The organism is Streptomyces halobius (assembly GCF_023277745.1).
GTDB lineage: Bacteria > Actinomycetota > Actinomycetes > Streptomycetales > Streptomycetaceae > Streptomyces > Streptomyces halobius.
The window spans coordinates 7,864,221-7,880,638 of sequence record NZ_CP086322.1 but is presented as its reverse complement, the minus strand read 5'-3'; the positions used below and the strand labels follow the sequence as shown (position 1 = coordinate 7,880,638).

Annotated in this window: 14 protein-coding genes; 2 read left to right on the top strand and 12 right to left on the bottom strand. The window is 72.7% G+C overall.

The window, feature by feature from the left end:
- Nucleotides 1-35: 35 nt before the first annotated feature.
- Both K9S39_RS35740 and K9S39_RS35735 read right to left on the bottom strand, forming a co-directional pair.
- Entirely contained in the window at nt 36-1,730 is a 1,695-nt protein-coding gene (locus K9S39_RS35740) for a flavin monoamine oxidase family protein (RefSeq protein ID WP_248867480.1), read from the bottom strand.
- Nucleotides 1,731-1,875: 145 nt separating this feature from the next.
- The gene (locus K9S39_RS35735; protein ID WP_248867479.1) at nt 1,876-2,856 is read right to left on the bottom strand and encodes a carbon-nitrogen hydrolase family protein; all 981 of its coding nucleotides are present in this window, start codon (nt 2,854-2,856) and stop codon (nt 1,876-1,878) included.
- A 404-nt stretch (nt 2,857-3,260) separates the two neighbouring features.
- Here K9S39_RS35735 and K9S39_RS35730 point away from each other — a divergent pair, with 404 nt between their 5' ends.
- Complete coding sequence (locus tag K9S39_RS35730; RefSeq protein ID WP_248867478.1) at nt 3,261-3,548, top strand: hypothetical protein; 288 nt, start codon at nt 3,261-3,263, stop codon at nt 3,546-3,548.
- Between the two features lie 32 nt (nt 3,549-3,580).
- Here the strand turns inward: K9S39_RS35730 and K9S39_RS35725 are convergent, their stop codons facing one another.
- The 9 genes from K9S39_RS35725 to fmt all read right to left on the bottom strand — a co-directional run bounded on the left by K9S39_RS35725 (nt 3,581) and on the right by fmt (nt 13,216).
- Complete coding sequence (locus K9S39_RS35725) at nt 3,581-4,036, bottom strand: Lrp/AsnC family transcriptional regulator (protein WP_248867477.1); 456 nt, start codon at nt 4,034-4,036, stop codon at nt 3,581-3,583.
- A gap of 10 nt (nt 4,037-4,046) precedes the next feature.
- Nucleotides 4,047-5,513 (bottom strand): amino acid permease, encoded by a 1,467-nt coding sequence (locus K9S39_RS35720; protein ID WP_248867476.1) that lies wholly within the window; start codon nt 5,511-5,513, stop codon nt 4,047-4,049.
- A 374-nt stretch (nt 5,514-5,887) separates the two neighbouring features.
- Complete coding sequence (locus K9S39_RS35715) at nt 5,888-7,351, bottom strand: GuaB1 family IMP dehydrogenase-related protein (protein WP_248867475.1); 1,464 nt, start codon at nt 7,349-7,351, stop codon at nt 5,888-5,890.
- Between the two features lie 285 nt (nt 7,352-7,636).
- Nucleotides 7,637-8,089, bottom strand: coding sequence for a barstar family protein (locus K9S39_RS35710; RefSeq protein ID WP_248867474.1), 453 nt, complete (start codon nt 8,087-8,089; stop codon nt 7,637-7,639).
- Entirely contained in the window at nt 8,086-8,565 is a 480-nt protein-coding gene (locus tag K9S39_RS35705; RefSeq protein WP_248867473.1) for a ribonuclease domain-containing protein, read from the bottom strand. Before K9S39_RS35705 ends, K9S39_RS35710 begins: the two co-directional genes overlap by 4 nt.
- Nucleotides 8,566-8,761: 196 nt before the next feature.
- A complete protein-coding gene (locus tag K9S39_RS35700) occupies nt 8,762-9,751 on the bottom strand; it encodes a sugar-binding transcriptional regulator (RefSeq protein WP_248869107.1) in 990 nt (329 codons plus the stop codon).
- A 185-nt stretch (nt 9,752-9,936) separates the two neighbouring features.
- A complete protein-coding gene (gene rpe, locus K9S39_RS35695) occupies nt 9,937-10,617 on the bottom strand; it encodes a ribulose-phosphate 3-epimerase (RefSeq protein ID WP_248867472.1) in 681 nt (226 codons plus the stop codon).
- An 84-nt stretch (nt 10,618-10,701) separates the two neighbouring features.
- Nucleotides 10,702-12,135, bottom strand: coding sequence for an RsmB/NOP family class I SAM-dependent RNA methyltransferase (locus tag K9S39_RS35690; protein WP_248867471.1), 1,434 nt, complete (start codon nt 12,133-12,135; stop codon nt 10,702-10,704).
- A 145-nt stretch (nt 12,136-12,280) separates the two neighbouring features.
- Nucleotides 12,281-13,216, bottom strand: coding sequence for a methionyl-tRNA formyltransferase (gene fmt / locus K9S39_RS35685; protein WP_248867470.1), 936 nt, complete (start codon nt 13,214-13,216; stop codon nt 12,281-12,283).
- 269 nt (nt 13,217-13,485) lie between these two features.
- On the opposite strand from fmt, the gene K9S39_RS35680 reads away from it, so the two are divergent.
- On the top strand, nt 13,486-14,034 hold the full coding sequence (locus tag K9S39_RS35680) for a hypothetical protein (RefSeq protein WP_248867469.1): 549 nt from the start codon (nt 13,486-13,488) through the stop codon (nt 14,032-14,034).
- Nucleotides 14,035-14,279: 245 nt separating this feature from the next.
- On the opposite strand, the gene K9S39_RS35675 is transcribed toward K9S39_RS35680, so the two are convergent.
- The gene (locus K9S39_RS35675; protein ID WP_248867468.1) at nt 14,280-16,418 is read right to left on the bottom strand and encodes a primosomal protein N'; all 2,139 of its coding nucleotides are present in this window, start codon (nt 16,416-16,418) and stop codon (nt 14,280-14,282) included.

Genomic DNA, 16,418 nt, shown 5'->3' with positions numbered 1-16,418 from the left:
CGCCAACGGGCCCGCCGCTCCGCCGGCCCTCCCCGTCAGTCCTCCGGGAGCTCGACCGGCGCGATCTCGTCGTACACATCACCGGGGCCCGGGTTGGTGGCGTCCGTACTCCCGCCGAAGTGGTGCATCACACCCCATACGGCGTTCAGCGCGGTCTGCACGGCCCCCTCGGCCCAGCCCGCCGTCCACGAGATGTCGTCGCCGGCGAGGAAGATGCCGCGCTTGTCCTCGGGCAGCCGGTCCTGCACGAAGTGGGTGAACAGCCGGCGCTGGTAGCGGTAGTGACCGGGCAGATTGGCCTTGAACGCGCCCATGAAATAGGGCTCGTTCTCCCAGGACACGGTGACCGGGTTGCCGATGATGTGCTTGCGGATGTCGACCTTCGGATAGATCTCCGACAGCGACTTCAGCATGACCTCCATCCGCTCGTTGGCGTTCAGTGGCAGCCACTTGAGGCTGTCGTCGCACCAGGTGTACGAGAGGCAGATGACGGCCGGCTCGTCCGGTCCGTTGTCGAGCAGATACGTACCGCGGGTCATCCGGTCGGTGAGCGTCATGCTCATCACGTCCCGGCCGGTCTCCTCGTCGGTGTCCAGCCAGAACGGCCGGTCCACCGGCACGAAGAGCTTGGAGGACTCCATGTAGTGGGTGCGCTCGATCGCCGTCCAGTGGTCGATGGGGAACAGCGAGTCGTCACAGGCGATCTTCGACAGCAGCATCCAGGACTGCGCGGTGAAGACGGCCGCCTCATAGGTGCGGATATCGCCGTCGGCGTCCGTGACGGTGATCCGGTTGCCGGCCGTCCGGTGGAGCCGGGTGACGGCCGGACGCGGGGCGCCGTCGTGCAGCGAGGCGAGCGAAGTGCCCGGCGCCCAGTGGACGATCTTCTCCGGCTCGCGCTCCCAGAGGCGCAGCGGAAGCTGCTGGCTGCCGCCGATGATGCCGCGGTGGTGGTCGTCGGCCTCGGTGTAGACGACGCGGAGGATCTCCAGGATGGAGTTGGGGAAGTCGGTGTCCCAGCCGCCGGTGCCGAAGCCGACCTGCCCGAAGACCTCCCGGTGGCGGAAGGAGCGGAACGCGGTCGAGTCGCAGAGGTACCCGTAGAAGGTCTGGTTGTCGAGCTTCTCGACCAGGCGGGACCAGATCTCACGGATCCGCGGTACGTCGCGCTCGCGGATCGCCCGGTTCATGTCGGAGAAGTCCGCGCCCTCTTCGAGGCAGGCGTTCCAGGCATCCATGACCTGGTGGTAGACCTCGGGGAGGTCGTCCACGGTGCGGGCGTAGTGCGACTCTCCCTTGAGGTCGACGACGGTCGAAGGGGTGTCGGGCGCCAGCGGGTTGGGGAACGGCTTGGTCTTCAGGCCCACCAGGTCGATGTAGTGCTGGAGGGCGGTGGAGCTGGGCGGGAAGCGCATCGCGCCCATCTCGGCGGTCAGGGAAGGGTCGCAGCCCTCGAAGCCGACGGTGCGCAGCCGGCCGCCTATCCGGTCCGCCTCGTAGACGACGGGCTTGAGGCCCATCTTCATCAGCTCGTAGGCGGTGATGATGCCGGAGAGTCCGCCGCCGATGACCGCGACCTCCTTGCCGTGCTCGACCGCGGGGACCTGGCCGAGGCCCGCCGGGTGGGCGAGGAAGTCGTCGTAGGCGTACGGGAAGTCCGGGCCGAACATGGTGATCGGCGGCTGGACATCCTCGTGGTGGGCGGCGGCGGTGGGCACCGTGGACGTCATCGGGTACGACTCCTTGCGGGCAGAGCAGGGCAGAACGGGGCGGGGCAGGGCAGGGGGGATCAGGAGAGGCGGGGGCAGCGCAGGCAGGGGTGAGTCACGGGGCGGAGCGGACGGGCGGGTGGCCGGAAGGCGGGGGCGGATCAGATCACATCAGCGAGCCGTACAGTTCCGCCCGTCGGTCGTGCAGATACGGGTTGTCCGCCCGTGACTCCTTCAGGAAGGCGGCGTCGACATCGGCCGTCACCATCTGCTCGGCGCGGCCGGCGCGGGTGCGTACCACACCGTCCGGGCCCGCCAGACAGCTGAGACCGACGAACTCGAACTCGCCCTCCGCACCGACCCGGTTGACGTACGCGACATACATCTGGTTTTCGAAGGCGCGCACCGGGATGACGGACTCGGCGACGAACTGGAAGGGGTGCATCTGCGCGGTGGGCACCAGCAGCAGATCGGTACCGGCCAGGGCGTGCGCCCGGACGTTCTCGGGGAATTCGACGTCGTAGCAGATCATGATGCCGATGCGGACGCCGTCCAGCAGGGCCTGCACGACGGGGATGTCGCCGGGCGTGAACCACTCGCGCTCGAAGCAGCCGAAGAGATGCGTCTTGCGGTAGTTCGCGAGGCGGGCGCCGTCGGGGCCGATGAGCTGCGCGGAGTTGTAGACGGGGGTGGTGGCGGTGGTCTCGTCGTACGTGGTGCTCTCGGCGTTCGCGGCGCTGCCGCCGTCCGCGGCGCTGCCGCCGTCCGCGGCGCTGCCGCCGTCCGCGGCGCTGCCGCCGTCCGCGGCGCTGCCGCCGTCCGCGGCGCTGCCGCCGTCCGCGGCGCTGCCGCCGTCCGAAGCGCTCTCTTCCTGCCGGGCACGCTCCGGGTATCCATAGAGGATCGCGATGCCGTGCTCGACGGCGATCCGGGCCACCTCGTCCGCGCTCTCGCCGTCGGCCGGTTCCGCGAGTTCGCTGACGCCTGAGCCGATCGCATAACCGGTGAGGAACAGCTCGGGGCAGACCAGCAGCCCGGCGCCGGACCCGGCCGCGTCCCCGGCGGCCCAGGCCAGCACCTTCAGGTTGTATTCCACGTCGCCGGGCCGTCCTGAACTCTGGAGCAGGGCGGTGCGCAGCGACGACATGGGACCCCTCGGCGGAACGGTTCGGGCGGGACGCATTGACGGTACGGGCCGCCGCCGATCCCGGACAAGGCGCCACCGTTGCGTGCCCGCGGAGGATTCATTGCGCGTTCAAGGGACTCGGCGGCGATTCGTTGCGCCCGGCGTCCGTGCAGGTCGGCCGGGGGCGGGGCGGCCGCCGTGATCGTCACGGCATCGACCCGTGGTGTGACGGCGCAGCTACAGCATGCCAAATCGCGGCGTGATGTGCGGGCGGGGGTGCCGACGGCACAGTGAGAAGCGTCCGGAATGCCGGGCGAACCTCCGCGTTCCAGCCGAGGGGGGCGGCGGTGAACCGCATTGGCGTCTCCCGTGCGGCACGGGCGACGAGGCGCGGGCCGACGGCTGTGACCAGGAGATCGTTGGCGTTGACGGTGAACACCCGGGCCAGCCGGGCCGGTTCGGCAGGGGCGGACGGGGCGGGCACACCGTGCGCAGCCTCCACCAGCCGCCGCGCTTCGGCCCTGATCGCCCGCGGCGCCCAGCTGAGCACCCATGTCCTGGCGGACGGTTCCGAGGGCGTCTTCATCTCGGCGGGACACTCCGATGACGAGCTGGTCGGGCCCCCGGACGGCAGGCGGATCGCCACCTCGCCGCTGCGCATCGCAGGGACGCGGGGCACCCCGCCCCGGCTTCCCCCCGGACTCGGCTCATGAACGCACCCCGGGGATGTCCGGTGGATCAGGCCCTAACGCGGCGCCCCCGACCCGAACCGCCGCAGCAGTGGCGAGAGCACCAGCACGGACTTCGTCCGCTCGACGAACGGCTCGCCCGCTATCCGCTCCAGCACCCGCTCGAAATGCCGCATGTCCGAGGCGAAGACCTGGACGATGGCGTCCGCCTCACCGGTGACGGTGGAGGCGGACGCCACTTCCGGGTAGCGCGACAGACCGCGGTGGATCGCCTCGGGCGAGGTGTTCCGGCTGCAGTAGAGCTCGATGAACCCCTCGGTCTCCCAGCCGAGCGCCGCCGGATCGACCCGTACGGTGAAGCCGGTGATGGCGCCGTCGGCCCGCAGCCGGTCCACCCGGCGTTTGACGGCCGGTGCGGACAGACCGACTTCCTGGCCGATGTCCGCATAGCTGCGGCGGGCGTCCTCGGCGAGGGCGTGGACGATGCGTTCGTCGAGATCGTTCAGTCGCACTGCGGGTGGATCACTTCTCTGCTGAGGCCAATCGGGATCGGCGCATGCCGTATCCGAAGTAGACCACAAGGCCGATGGCCATCCAGACACCGAAGACCACCCAGGTCACGAGGTCGAGGCTGCCCATCATGTAGACGCAGAGCAGAAAGCCGATCGCCGGGAACAGCGGGGAGAGCGGTGTGCGGAAGGAGCGCGGCATCTCCGGCCGGGTGCGGCGCAGCACGATCACCGCCACATTGACCAGTGCGAAGGCGAAGAGGGTGCCGATACTGGTGGCGTCGGCCAGCTTGCCGAGCGGCACCACCGCGGCCAGCACCGCGCAGAACAGCGAGACGATCACGGTGTTGACGCGCGGCACTCCGCTCTTCGGGTGCACCTTGGAGAACGTCTTCGGCACCAGCCCGTCCCGGGACATCGCGAAGAGGATACGGGTCTGGCCGTAGAGCACGGTCAGCACGACGCTGGCGATGGCGATGACCGCACCGAAGGCGAGCAGCACGGCCCAGAATCCCTGGCCCGTGACGTCCTTCATGATCCCGGCCAGCGCGGCCTCCGTGCCGTCGAACCTCTGCCAGGGCATCGCGCCCACGGCGATGGCCGCGACCAGGCAGTACAGCGCGGTGACGATCACCAGCGAGAGCATGATCGCGCGTGGCAGGTCGCGCTGCGGGTTCTTGGCCTCCTCACCGGCCGTGGAGGCCGCGTCGAAGCCGATGTAGGAGAAGAACAGGGTCGCGCCGGCACCGCTGACGCCCGCGATGCCCAGCGGCATGAAGTTGGCGTAGTTCCCCGACCGCACGCCCTGCACGGCCACTCCGCAGAACAGCAGCAGCGCAGCGATCTTGACGACCACCATGATGGTGTTGGCGCGGGCGCTCTCCCTGGCGCCGCCCAGCAGGAACACCATCGCCAGCATCACGACCAGCAGGGCCGGGAAATTGAAGATGCCGCCGTCACCGGGCGGCTGGGACAGCGCGTCGGGGATGGTGAACCCGAGGGTGCCGCCGAGGAATTCGTTCAGATACTCACCCCAGCCGACGGCGACGGCCGCGACCGAGACGCCGTACTCCAGGATCAGACACCATCCGCAGACCCAGGCGACCAGCTCGCCGAGGGTGGCGTAGGTGTACGAGTAGGACGAGCCGGAGACCGGGATGGAGCCGGCCAGCTCCGCGTACGACAGCGCGGAGAACAGGGCGGTGATGCCCGCGAGGACGAACGAGATGATGACCGCGGGCCCCGCCTCCGGCACCGCCTCGCCGAGCACCACGAAGATGCCGGTGCCGAGCGTCGCACCGATGCTGATCATGGTCAGCTGCCATACGCCCATCGAGCGGCGGAGCATACCGCCCGCACCCTGGCCGCCCTCGGCCACCAGCCGCTCGACCGGCTTACGGCGCATCAGCCGGGAACCGGGGCCTCCGGGGGCGGGCGGCCTGGTGTCCCCTGCGGGTGGGGCTGCGCCATGATCCAACACTGGGGTGGGCTCCTTCATCGCTGCCGGTCGTATGACGGGCGACCGCGGCGATCGGCACATGGGCAGCACACTTCACACAACCCACAGCAGGCGACCGCCGAGCAGGCGGTCGCCGCCACTCCACGTACTAGCGCATGACCCTACGGCCCGTCCCTGACCTGCCGTAATGCGGGTTCCTTGCGCAACCACAGCTGATCGTTGCGCACCGGCGCGGCAGGCGGTGGTTCGTTGCACTCGGACGACCGATCGTGCCGTCGCCGGCGCGGTGTCCCAAGGGGTGGACACCGCCGCTGCCGCATACGCGACCGGCCCCGCACCGATTCGGTGCGGGGCCGGTCAGCGGCGTGGACGGAGCCGGGGGCGGCTCCGGCGCCTCAGTGCCAGCTGTCGTGCAGCGGCTTGCCCTCGGCGTAACCGGCGGCGCTCTGCACACCGACGACGGCCTTCTCGGCGAACTCCTCCAGCGAGCCCGCGCCCGCGTAGGTGCACGAGCTGCGCACACCCGCGATGATCGAGTCGATCAGGTCCTCGACGCCGGGGCGCGCCTGGTCGATGAACATCCGCGAGGTGGAGATGCCCTCCTCGAAGAGCCCCTTGCGGGCCCGGTCGTAGGCCGACTCGTCGCTCGTACGGTTGCGCACGGCGCGCGCGGAGGCCATGCCGAAGCTCTCCTTGTACGGGCGCCCGTCCGCGGTGTGCTGGAGGTCGCCCGGCGACTCCAGCGTGCCGGCGAACCACGAGCCGATCATGACGTTGGACGCGCCCGCGGCCAGCGCCATCGCGACATCGCGGGGGTGCCGGACACCGCCGTCGGCCCAGACGTGCTTGCCGAACCTCCTGGCCTCGGCGGCGCACTCCAGCACCGCGGAGAACTGCGGACGGCCGACCCCGGTCATCATCCGGGTGGTGCACATGGCGCCCGGTCCGACGCCGACCTTGATGATGTCCGCACCGGCCTCGATGAGGTCGCGTACGCCCTCGGCGGCGACGACATTGCCCGCCACGATCGGGACCTGCGGGTCCAGCGCCCGGACGGCCTGGACCGCGCTGATCATGGACTCCTGGTGGCCGTGCGCGGTGTCCACGACGAGGGCGTCCACACCGGCGTCCAGCAGCGCCTTGGCCCTGCCGGCCACATCGCCGTTGATCCCGACGGCGGCCGCGATCCGCAGCCGGCCGTGGGCGTCGGTGGCGGGGGTGTAGAGGGTGGCGCGGAGCGCGCCCTTACGGGTCAGGACGCCGACCAGCATGCCGTCCGCGTCGACCGCGGGCGCCAGCTTGCGGTTGGCGGCGTCGAGGCGGTTGAAGGCCTCCCGGGGGTCGATGTCCGCGTTCAGGACCAGCAGATCCTTGGACATGACCTCGGACACCTGGGTGAAGCGGTCCACGCCCGCGAGATCGTGCTCGGTGACGACACCGACCGGGCGGCCGCTCTCGACGACGATGCCCGCGCCGTGCGCCCGCTTGGGCAGCAGCGAGAGGGCGTCCGCGACGGTCGAGACCGGGGACAGCACGATCGGCGTGTCCAGGACCAGATGCCGGCGCTTGACCCAGGTCACGACATCGGTGACGACGTCGAGCGGGATGTCCTGCGGAATGACGACCAGGCCGCCACGGCGGGCGACGGTCTCGGCCATGCGGCGCCCGGCGATCGCCGTCATGTTGGCGACCACGAGGGGAATGGTGGTGCCGCTGCCGTCGTGCGAGGACAGATCCACGCCCTGCCGGGAGCCCACCGCGGAGCGGCTGGGCACCATGAACACATCGTCGTACGTCAGGTCGTAGGGCACCGAAGAACTCTCTTCGAGGGCGCCGTTCTTCGGGTTCAGGAATCGCATACCTTCAGGATACGGGCCCTGACCAGGACTCATGCGATTGTCCGACCACAGCGCGAGCCGTGTGTGCGATCCGCCAAGGGGCCGCCGGCGGGACGGCCGCCGGGGTGCCCCGCAGCATCCGCGGACCACGGCCGCGAAGCCCGCGGGCTTCGCGGCCCGACGGAATCCGGCCCGGTGGGAACCAGCCCGACGGGAACCCGGCCGACGGGACCTGGCCACGTCGGCCCCGGCGGCCACGCCGGTCGCCCCACCGCGCCGGTCGGCCCGGCCGCCGCCGCGCCCCCGCTATCCGCCCGACCGCGCCCGCTGCCGCGCCATGATCACGGCCAGGCCGGTGTCCTTGTCGCGCCAGTAGCCCACCGCGTCCGCGAGCACCTTCTCGACGACGCTCCAGTCGTCCGGCACGGCGGCGGCGTAGCCCTGCCAGCCGCTCACGACGAGCAGCCGGCCGCCCTCGGCGGGACACCAGGACAGATCGGTGAGGCAGTCGGCGAGCGCGTCCCAATTGCGGCCGAACCACTGCGGCAGCCGCAGCGCGCGGGCGCACCGCTCCATGAACTCTGCCTTGTCCACGGTTCCTTCGAGGTCCAGGGCGGCACCGCTCCAGCCGGCGTCCCGCGCGGCGGCCAGCGCGTCCGTCACCGGCCGGTCCGCGGGCCAGGGCAGGACGCCCGGCGGCGTACTGCCGTCGAGCACCGCCGCGAGCGGCCGGGGCACAGAAGGCACGGAATCCGTCATCGGAGCACCGCCTTGAAAGTCCGGTAGTGGTCGTCGGTGTAGTAGGTCTCGTGGCGGTCGCCGGTGATGAGGCGACGGGCGCCGCGGTCCCGCGAGCCGGGCGTACGGACCGTGTACTCGTGGTAGTAGCCGCGCGGCTGAGGGGGCAGCAGCCGTTCGTGGTTGCCGAAGACGGCCCCGTCCTTCGGGTACGGGAAGGGCCCGCCGGCGTCGATGTGCCGCAAGGTGTCCCGCGCCTGGGCGGGCAGCTCACCGACCGCGACGACCGGCATTCCCGCCGCCCGGTCCGGTACGGCTGACTCGGCGGACCCGCCGGGCGACCGCGTACCGGCGACGCTCCCGCCGGGCGACCGCGGTCCGTCCGGACGCCCCTTGCCGTCACCACCCGTGGCGCAGCCCGTCAGCACGAGCAGCAGCCCGGTGAGCAGCGCGCCCAGGACGGCGACGGCCCGGCGCGGGCGGGAGTGGATCATCATGGCGCCGATGCTGTCACAGCCCCGCCCACGCTGCGCGTCGATGACCGCGCAGCGGAGTAAGGGCGGTGAGGGTGCCGTCGGCCCCCCTCCCCCGGCCAGGGCCCGTCCGATGGGTCAGGCCTCACGCTGAGGTTCCCCAGGCCGGCACGCACCCCGGTGGGAGCACGCAGCTACACCCGCACCCCCACCCTGTCCGTCACACCCCGTCGGGATCCGCCCGGTCGAGGGCGGGCCGTGGTCCGGGGCCGGTCTCCAGGAGCAGGTGGTCGGCGGCGGCGGTGTCCGTCACCAGGCTCGTCACCAGACCGGAGCGCAGCACCGCGCCGATCGCCGCGGCCTTGCGGCGGCCGCCGGCGATCGCGACGACCTCGGGGATACGGCGCAGCCGGTCCGCCTCGACGGTGATGCAGCGCTCGCCGAGGTCCCGGCCGATGCGGCGGCCCTCGGCGTCGAAGAGGTGCGCCGACATCTCGGCAGCGGCACCGAGCGAGGCGTAGTGCGCCCGCTCCTCCTCCGACAGCATGTCGTACACGGTCGAGACGCCCGGCTCCCAGGAGCCGATGGAGACACAGGCGACGGTGACCTTGTCGAAGTAGTCGAAGGCACGGGCGATCCCGGTCTGGCCGCGCAGCGCTGCGGCGGTCGCCGGGTCGGGCAGCAGCATCGGCGCGTAGATCGGATGCGCCTCGCCGCCGGAGACATCGGCCGCGCGGCGCACCGCCTCGACCGAGCCGCGGTCGGCGGTGCCCGCGTCGTACACACCGGTCAGCTGCACGACGGTGCACGGCGGCAGCCGGTGCAGCGCGGCCGCCATGTGGATCGTCGACCGGCCCCAGGCCAGGCCCAGCACATCGCCCTCGGTGACGAGCTCGCCCAGGAGGTCGGCGGCGACCTCGCCGAGGTTCTCCGGGTCGGCGGCGTCCTCGGACGCGTCCGCGGGCGACTCGACGACGACCGCGTGCCGCAGGCCGTAGCGGGCTCGCAGGGCGTCGGAGCGTTCGGCGTCCAGTTCGGAGGGCACCCGGATCTCGATCCGTACGAGATCACGTTCCAGGGCCGTCTCCAGTACCCGTGCGACCTTGAACCGGCTGACGCCGAATTCCTCGGCGATCTGGATTTTGGACTTGCTCTCCAGATAGAAACGACGGGCCATGGCCGCGGCCTGCACCAGCTCGGCAGGGCCCATTCCCGACTGCGGGCGGCTGGCTACCACGAATTACTCCCCTTTGGCGCATCTGATCGAGTCTTTGCTCATCCTTGCAGAAACCCGAGGTCGGCGGGGACCATGACCGCGCTGACAGTCGTGAACGCTCGGTTGCGGCAGGGACAACCTGCGACGCGGGCACAAAAACCCGCGACGAAGGTAAAGGGTCAGTGTGCGCAGCCCCAACCGTTCGCCATGGCCGCTTCCGCCTTTTCGCGCAAATCCCGTACCGCCTTGGCCGGATCGTCCGCGCCGTACACCGCGGAGCCTGCGACGAACACATCGGCGCCGGCCTCCGCGCACCGCTCGATGGTGGACGCCGAGACCCCGCCGTCCACCTGGAGCCACAGTTCCAGCCCGTGCCGGGAGATCAGCTCCCGGGTCCGGCGGATCTTGGGCAGCATGATGTCGAGGAACGCCTGGCCGCCGAAGCCGGGCTCCACGGTCATGATCAGCAGCATGTCGAGCTCGGGCAGCAGGTCCTCGTACGGCTCGATCGGCGTGGCCGGCTTCAGCGCCATCGACGCCCGCGCGCCCAGCGCCCGGATCTCCCGCGCGAGGCGCACCGGCGCGGCCGCCGCCTCGGCGTGGAAGGTCACCGACCCGGCCCCGGCCTCGACGTACTGCGGCGCCCAGCGGTCCGGGTCCTGGATCATCAGATGCAGATCCAGCGGGGTGTCCGTCGCCTTGCGCAGCGATTCGACGACCGGCAGGCCGAGGGTGAGGTTCGGGACGAAATGGTTGTCCATGACGTCGACGTGCAGCCAGTCGGCGCCCTCGACGGCCCTCGCCTCCTCGGCGAGGCGGGCGAAGTCGGCGGACAGGATGCTGGGGTTGATCAAGGCCATGTCCCCCAGTATGGCGTGCTCCTTCCGCCGACCCGAAGCGGGCTGCGCACGGCGCCCGCCCCGGCACGTCCGCGCCCCCTGGGATCAGCCCGTACGCCGCAGCAGCGCCAGGTACATCGCGTCCGTGCCGTGCAGATGCGGCCACAGCTGGACGTCCGGCCCGTCGCCGAGCGCGGGGACGCCCGGCAGCAACGGCCGTGCGTCGATCCACTCCGCGTCCACCGCCGGGCCGCCGCGCCCCTTGAGGACGTCGTCCACCACGGCACGGGTCTCGGCCGGGTGCGGCGAGCAGGTGGCATAGCCGACGACGCCGCCGGTCCGTGCGGCCGCCAGCGCCCGCCGGAGCAACTCGCGCTGCAGCGGAGCGAATCCGTCCAGGTCCTCGGGTCGGCGCCGCCAGCGCGCCTCGGGACGCCGGCGCAACGCGCCCAGGCCGGTGCAGGGCACATCGACCAGTACGCGGTCGAAGGCGCCGGTCCGCCAGGCGGGCCGGGTGCCGTCGGCGGCGATGACCTGGTACGGGCCGGGGTTGCCGTCCAGTGCCCGCGCCACCAGGCGCGCGCGGTGCGGCTGCTTCTCCGACGCCAGCAGGGCCGCGCCCCGCTGCGCCGCGAGCGCGCCCAGCAAGGCCGCCTTGCCGCCGGGGCCCGCGCAACCGTCGAGCCAGACGCGGTCGGGGCCCTCGACGGGCGCGTTCGCCAGCGCGAGCGCGACCAGCTGGCTGCCCTCGTCCTGGACACCGGCCCGGCCCTCCCGCACCGCGTCCAGCGCGCCGGGCTCACCGCCCTCCGCGAGCCGGACCGCGTACGGGGACCAGCGGCCCGGCAGTGCGCCGTCCTCGCCGACGGCCTCCAGCAGCTCCTCGGTGGTGGCCCGGCCCGGCCGCGCCACCAGCGTCACCTCGGGCCGCTCGTTGTCCGCCTCCAGCAGGTCCTCGATGCCGGCCCGGCCGCCGCCGAGGGCGTCCCACAGCGCCGAAACGATCCAGCGTGGGTGCGCGTGCACGATGCCGAGGTGCTCCTCGGGATCGTCGTCGTAGTCCGGGGTGACCGCCGCCAGCCAGCCGTCCAGGTCGTGGGCCGCGACCTTGCGCAGCACCGCGTTGACGAACTTGGCCCGCCCGTCACCCAGCACGACCCGGGCCAGCTCCACGCTCGAACTGACCGCGGCATGCGTCGGGATCCTGGTGCCGAGCAACTGGTGCGCGCCGAGCGTCAGCACGTCCAGGACCGGCGGGTCGACCTCGCTCAGCGGCCGGTCCACACACCGGGCGACGATGGCGTCATAGGTGCCCTGCCACCGCAGCGACCCGTAGACCAGCTCGGTCGCCAGCGCCGCGTCCCGGCTGTCGAAGTCGCCGCCCGCACGCGCCTTGCGCAGCAACGGCGGCAGCACGAGATTCGCGTACGCGTCCCGCTCGTCCACCGCCCGCAGTGCCTCGAACGCGAGGGTCCTGACCGGGTCCTTCTGCGGGCGACGGTAGGACTTGCGGGGACGGCGACGCGGCTGCTGACTCACAGAAAAGGTGCTCCGGATACGAGGTGAGGGTACGTCCCAGCCTACGCGGCGTGGGATCCCCCGCGCGGTTCAGGCGTGGGGGAGGCACGGCATGCGCCCGGGAGGGAGCAGGGCGGGGCCGCCCCGAGACCGCCCCGGACCGCTCCTAGTCGCCCAGCTTCTCGCCGTGCTCGATGCGGACGCCGCGCGCCCAGTCGGCGCCCCGCATCGGCTTCTTGCCCTGCGGCTGGACCCAGACGAGTTCCATCGGGTGGCTGCCGGTGCCGACGTACACCGCCTTCTTGGTGACGGCCAGTTCGCCGGGCGCGAGGTCTTCGGTACGGTCCGCGGCGGAGGTGGCGGACATCAGCTTGAGGCGCTCACCGCGGAAGAGCGTCCAGGCACCGGGCGCGGGCGCGCAGGCGCGGATCAGCCGGTCCACCCGCAACGCCGGCGCCGTCCAGTCCGCCATGGCGTCCTCGACCTCGATCTTCGGCGCGAGGGTGACGCCCTCCGCCGGCTGCGGGACCTCCTTGAGGGTGCCGTCCTCGATGCCGTCCATCGTCGCGACGAGCAGCCCGGAACCGGCGAACGCCAGCCGGGTGAGCAGATCGCCGCTGGTGTCGGTGGGCCGGACCCGCTCGGTCAGCACGCCGTAGACCGGGCCGGAGTCCAGCCCCTGCTCGATCCGGAAGGTCGAGGCACCGGTCACCTCGTCGCCCGCGAGCACCGCGTGCTGGACGGGCGCCGCGCCGCGCCATGCGGGCAGCAGCGAGAAGTGCAGATTGACCCACCCCTTGGCGGGGATGTCGAGGGCGGCCTTCGGCAGCAGCGCGCCGTAGGCGACCACCGGGCAGCAGTCCGGCGCGATCTCCCGCAGCCGCGCCAGGAAGTTCTCGTCCCGCGGCTTCTCGGGCTTGAGCACCTCGATGCCGGCTTCCTGCGCGCGCTCCGCGACGGGGCTGGCGACCAGCTTCCGGCCGCGGCCGGCGGGGGCGTCGGGCCGGGTCACTACGGCCACCACCTCGTGCCGGTCCGAAGCGATCAGGGCATCGAGGGCGGGGACGGCGACCTCGGGGGTGCCGGCGAAGACGAGCCTCATGGGTGGCGCACTACCTCTCACACGCAGCGGAACGACACACCAGTCTATGGGGCTTCAGGCACAAGTCCGCTGTCCGGACCGGGGCCTGGGCCGTGGCTCCCGGGGGCGTACGAACGGGTCCGCGCCCCGCACGGAAGCTCGTACGCCCCCACACCGTGACCAGAGCCGCTGCTGTCGCGTTGGTCAAGCAGCATTGACCTATACCGGGCCGCTTTGGCGGCCCGATCCTTTTCACTTTCCTTTTCCACGCCGGTTCGAGAGGCTTGCTCATGGCCGACCACGCAACCCACGACGCCCAGGCGCGCGCCAGCCTGCATCTCCTGGTGCGGGACATCGAGCGGGTCCGCCGGCAGGTGGACGCGCTGCGCACCCTGACCGCTCAGCTCGGCAACGTCTACCGCCCGCGGCGGACGGGGCCCTCCGCGGGCTTCGTCGTCTACGGACGGGCGCCCGCTCCGACGGTGCGCCTTGCTCAGGAGCTGCGGGACAGCGTCGAGACACTTGTCACGGCGGCGGTCGACTTCGACCGTTCGCTGGGGTTCTCCTGGGATGCGGTGGGCTCGGCGCTGGGCGTCACCAAACAGGCGGTGCACCGCCGTTACGGTGCCCGCCGGGCCGCCGCCCAACCCGCCGCCGACAGCGGTGACTCACCGTCCCGTTCGTCCGACGCACCCGCCCGAGCGGTGACCGTGGGCGCGGGCCTGCCCACCACGCCGTCGGTGCCCGCCGCCCGCTCCATGCCCACCCAACCGTCGGCGGCCGCCCGGGACCGGGACGAGGCCCGTCCCGGCGCCTTCCCCGGCCCCCGCAACGGCTGACGCCGACTCCGGCGGGACCTCTCCGCCGCTCGCCAACGCCCCGGGACCGCCCGCCGACAACGGTCCCGGGGCGGCGCCATGCCGGGAGCGGGGCCATACGGGAGCGGCGCCGTGTCGAGAGGGGGCGGGCCGACGGCCGCGATGGTCCGTGCAGGGTTCGGTGCAGCCCGGGGCTCGGTGGCGTCCGGGCTCCGCGAGCGTCCGGACTTCGCCTCGGTCGGACGGTCTCACCCGAGATCGGCGTCTCACCCGAGATCGGGCGGATCGATCCGCACCCGGACCTGCTCTCCCTCCCGTCGGACCAGCCGTGCCGCATGCGCGGCCTTGAGCGCCGCGGCGAGCGCCGCGCCCTGACCGGGCCGGACCCGTACGAGCGCACGCTGCCACTCCTCGCCCGGCGGAGGGTCGCCCGGCCTCCGGGGGCGCCCGGGATCCGGCACGGGTATCGGAACCGGCCCCAACACCTCGGCACCCTCGGGGAGTTCGGCAGCCCCGAGCAGTGCGCCGACATCCTCGATCCGGCCGGTGACCGAGGCCATCCGGGACACCGGGGGAAATCCCAGCTCGGCCCGCTCGGCCAGCTCCCGGACCGCGTGACCGGCCGGATCCCAGCGCACCAGCGCCTGAACGGGCCGCAGCGTCGGCTCCGCGATCACCGCGACCGTACCGCCCTCCTCCTGGCCACGGACCAACGAGGCGGCACCCAGCCAACGGCGCAGCGCCTCCTCCCCCGCCCGCAGATCCGGCCGCCCCAGCAGCGCCCAGCCGTCGAGCAGCAGCGCGGCCGTGTAGCCGCCGTCCGCGACCGGTTCGGCGCCGGGCGTGGAGACGACGAGGGCGGGCCGGGCGGGGACGGTGTCAAGGATGTGATCGCGGCCGGAGGTGCGCACGGGCACCCCTGGGAAAGCCAGCCCGAGCTCCTCCGCCGTGCGCCGCGCGCCGACGATCCGGGCCCGCAGCCGGGTGCTCCCGCAGTCCACGCAGCGCCAGTCCGGTGCCTGCTGTCCGCACCAACCGCAGCACAGCGCGCTGTCGTTGCTCCGTGCCTCCAGGGGCCCGGCGCAGTGCCGGCACCGCGCGGGCTCGCGGCACCGCTCGCAGGCCAGCCGCGGTACGTAACCGCGGCGCGGGACCTGCACCAGCACCGGCCCCCGTTGCAGCCCCGCGCGCGCCGTCTGCCAGGCGAGCGAGGGCAGCCGGGCGGCGCGCGCCGCCTCGTCGCGGGCGGCCTCCACCTCGTCGACCGTACGGATCAACGGCGCGGCAGCGCGCACCTGTTCGCGCGTGGCCTCCAGGGGCCGCGCCCACCCGTTCTCCACGAGCTGGGCGGCCTCGACCGTGCGCCCCAGATCGCCGAGCAGGCAGGCCGCCTTCTCGTGCACGGCCCGGAGCAGGAGGACGTCACGGGCGTGCGGGTGGGGGGCGTTGGTGTCGCTGTGGCTGGAGTTTCCGTCGTCCCAGAGGGCTACCAGCCCCAGATCCGCCACCGGGGCGTACATGGCGGCGCGGGTGCCCACGACGGCCCGCACCGCGCCCCGGCGTATCGCCAGCCAGCGGCGGTAGCGCTCCTCGGGCCCGGAGTCCGCCACCAGCACCGTGTGCAGGCCGGAGCCCACCAGCTCGGTCAAGGCCGCGTCCACCCGGGCCGCCGACCGGCCGTCCGGCATCACGACCAGGGCGCCCCGCCCGGACGCCAGGGCCGCCGCCACCGCGGCGGCCAGCTCCCATGGCCAGTGCGGCCCCGGGAGCGCGGTCCACACGGCGCGCGGCGCTCCCCCCTTCGCCAGCGCCTCCAGGAACGCGGGCCCCTCCGGATAGCGCGTCCAGCTCGCCAGAGCCGGGACCGCGGGCGGTGGCGGCGGCGCCGGGAACCGCTCCGCCTCGGCCTTCGCGTTGCGCGGCGGAATCGCCAGCTGCAGCACATCGGCGAGCGAACCGGCGTAGCGCTCGGCGACCGCCCGGCACAGCGCCAGCAGCGGCGGGCTGAGCACCGGCTCCGGCGAGACGACCTGCGCGAGCGCCGCCAGCGGGCCGCGGTAGTCGGACTCGGCGATGCGCTCCACGATGTACCCGTCGAGCAGTCCCCCGCCCTCGCGCCGGCCCTCGCGCACCTTGCCGGTGCCCGCCCCGAACCGCACCCGCACCCGCACTCCGGGCCGCGCCTCGGCGTCCATCTCCGCGGGCACGGCGTAATCCCACAGCTTGTCGAGGTGCACCGGGCCCTTGTCCACCAGCACCCGCGCCACCGGCAGCTCCCCGGCCAGCGCCGCCCCCCGCCACGTACGCGGCTTGGCCCGTGGCGCCTTCGCCTTCCGCACGGTCTCCCGGATCAGCGCCAGCTGCTCGCCCCGCTCCCCCGGATCCCGCCCGTTCTCACTGCTCAC

Bases quoted from the DNA above. Each gene is read 5' to 3' on its own strand.
- K9S39_RS35680 (WP_248867469.1), top strand. From the start codon at position 13,486: ATGGCCGACCACGCAACCCACGACGCCCAGGCGCGCGCCAGCCTGCAT.
- K9S39_RS35715 (WP_248867475.1), bottom strand. From the start codon at position 7,351: ATGCGATTCCTGAACCCGAAGAACGGCGCCCTCGAAGAGAGTTCTTCG.
- K9S39_RS35740 (WP_248867480.1), bottom strand. From the start codon at position 1,730: ATGACGTCCACGGTGCCCACCGCCGCCGCCCACCACGAGGATGTCCAG.
- K9S39_RS35700 (WP_248869107.1), bottom strand. From the start codon at position 9,751: ATGGGCCCTGCCGAGCTGGTGCAGGCCGCGGCCATGGCCCGTCGTTTC.
- K9S39_RS35735 (WP_248867479.1), bottom strand. From the start codon at position 2,856: ATGTCGTCGCTGCGCACCGCCCTGCTCCAGAGTTCAGGACGGCCCGGC.
- K9S39_RS35710 (WP_248867474.1), bottom strand. From the start codon at position 8,089: ATGACGGATTCCGTGCCTTCTGTGCCCCGGCCGCTCGCGGCGGTGCTC.
- K9S39_RS35705 (WP_248867473.1), bottom strand. From the start codon at position 8,565: ATGATGATCCACTCCCGCCCGCGCCGGGCCGTCGCCGTCCTGGGCGCG.
- rpe (WP_248867472.1), bottom strand. From the start codon at position 10,617: ATGGCCTTGATCAACCCCAGCATCCTGTCCGCCGACTTCGCCCGCCTC.
- fmt (WP_248867470.1), bottom strand. From the start codon at position 13,216: ATGAGGCTCGTCTTCGCCGGCACCCCCGAGGTCGCCGTCCCCGCCCTC.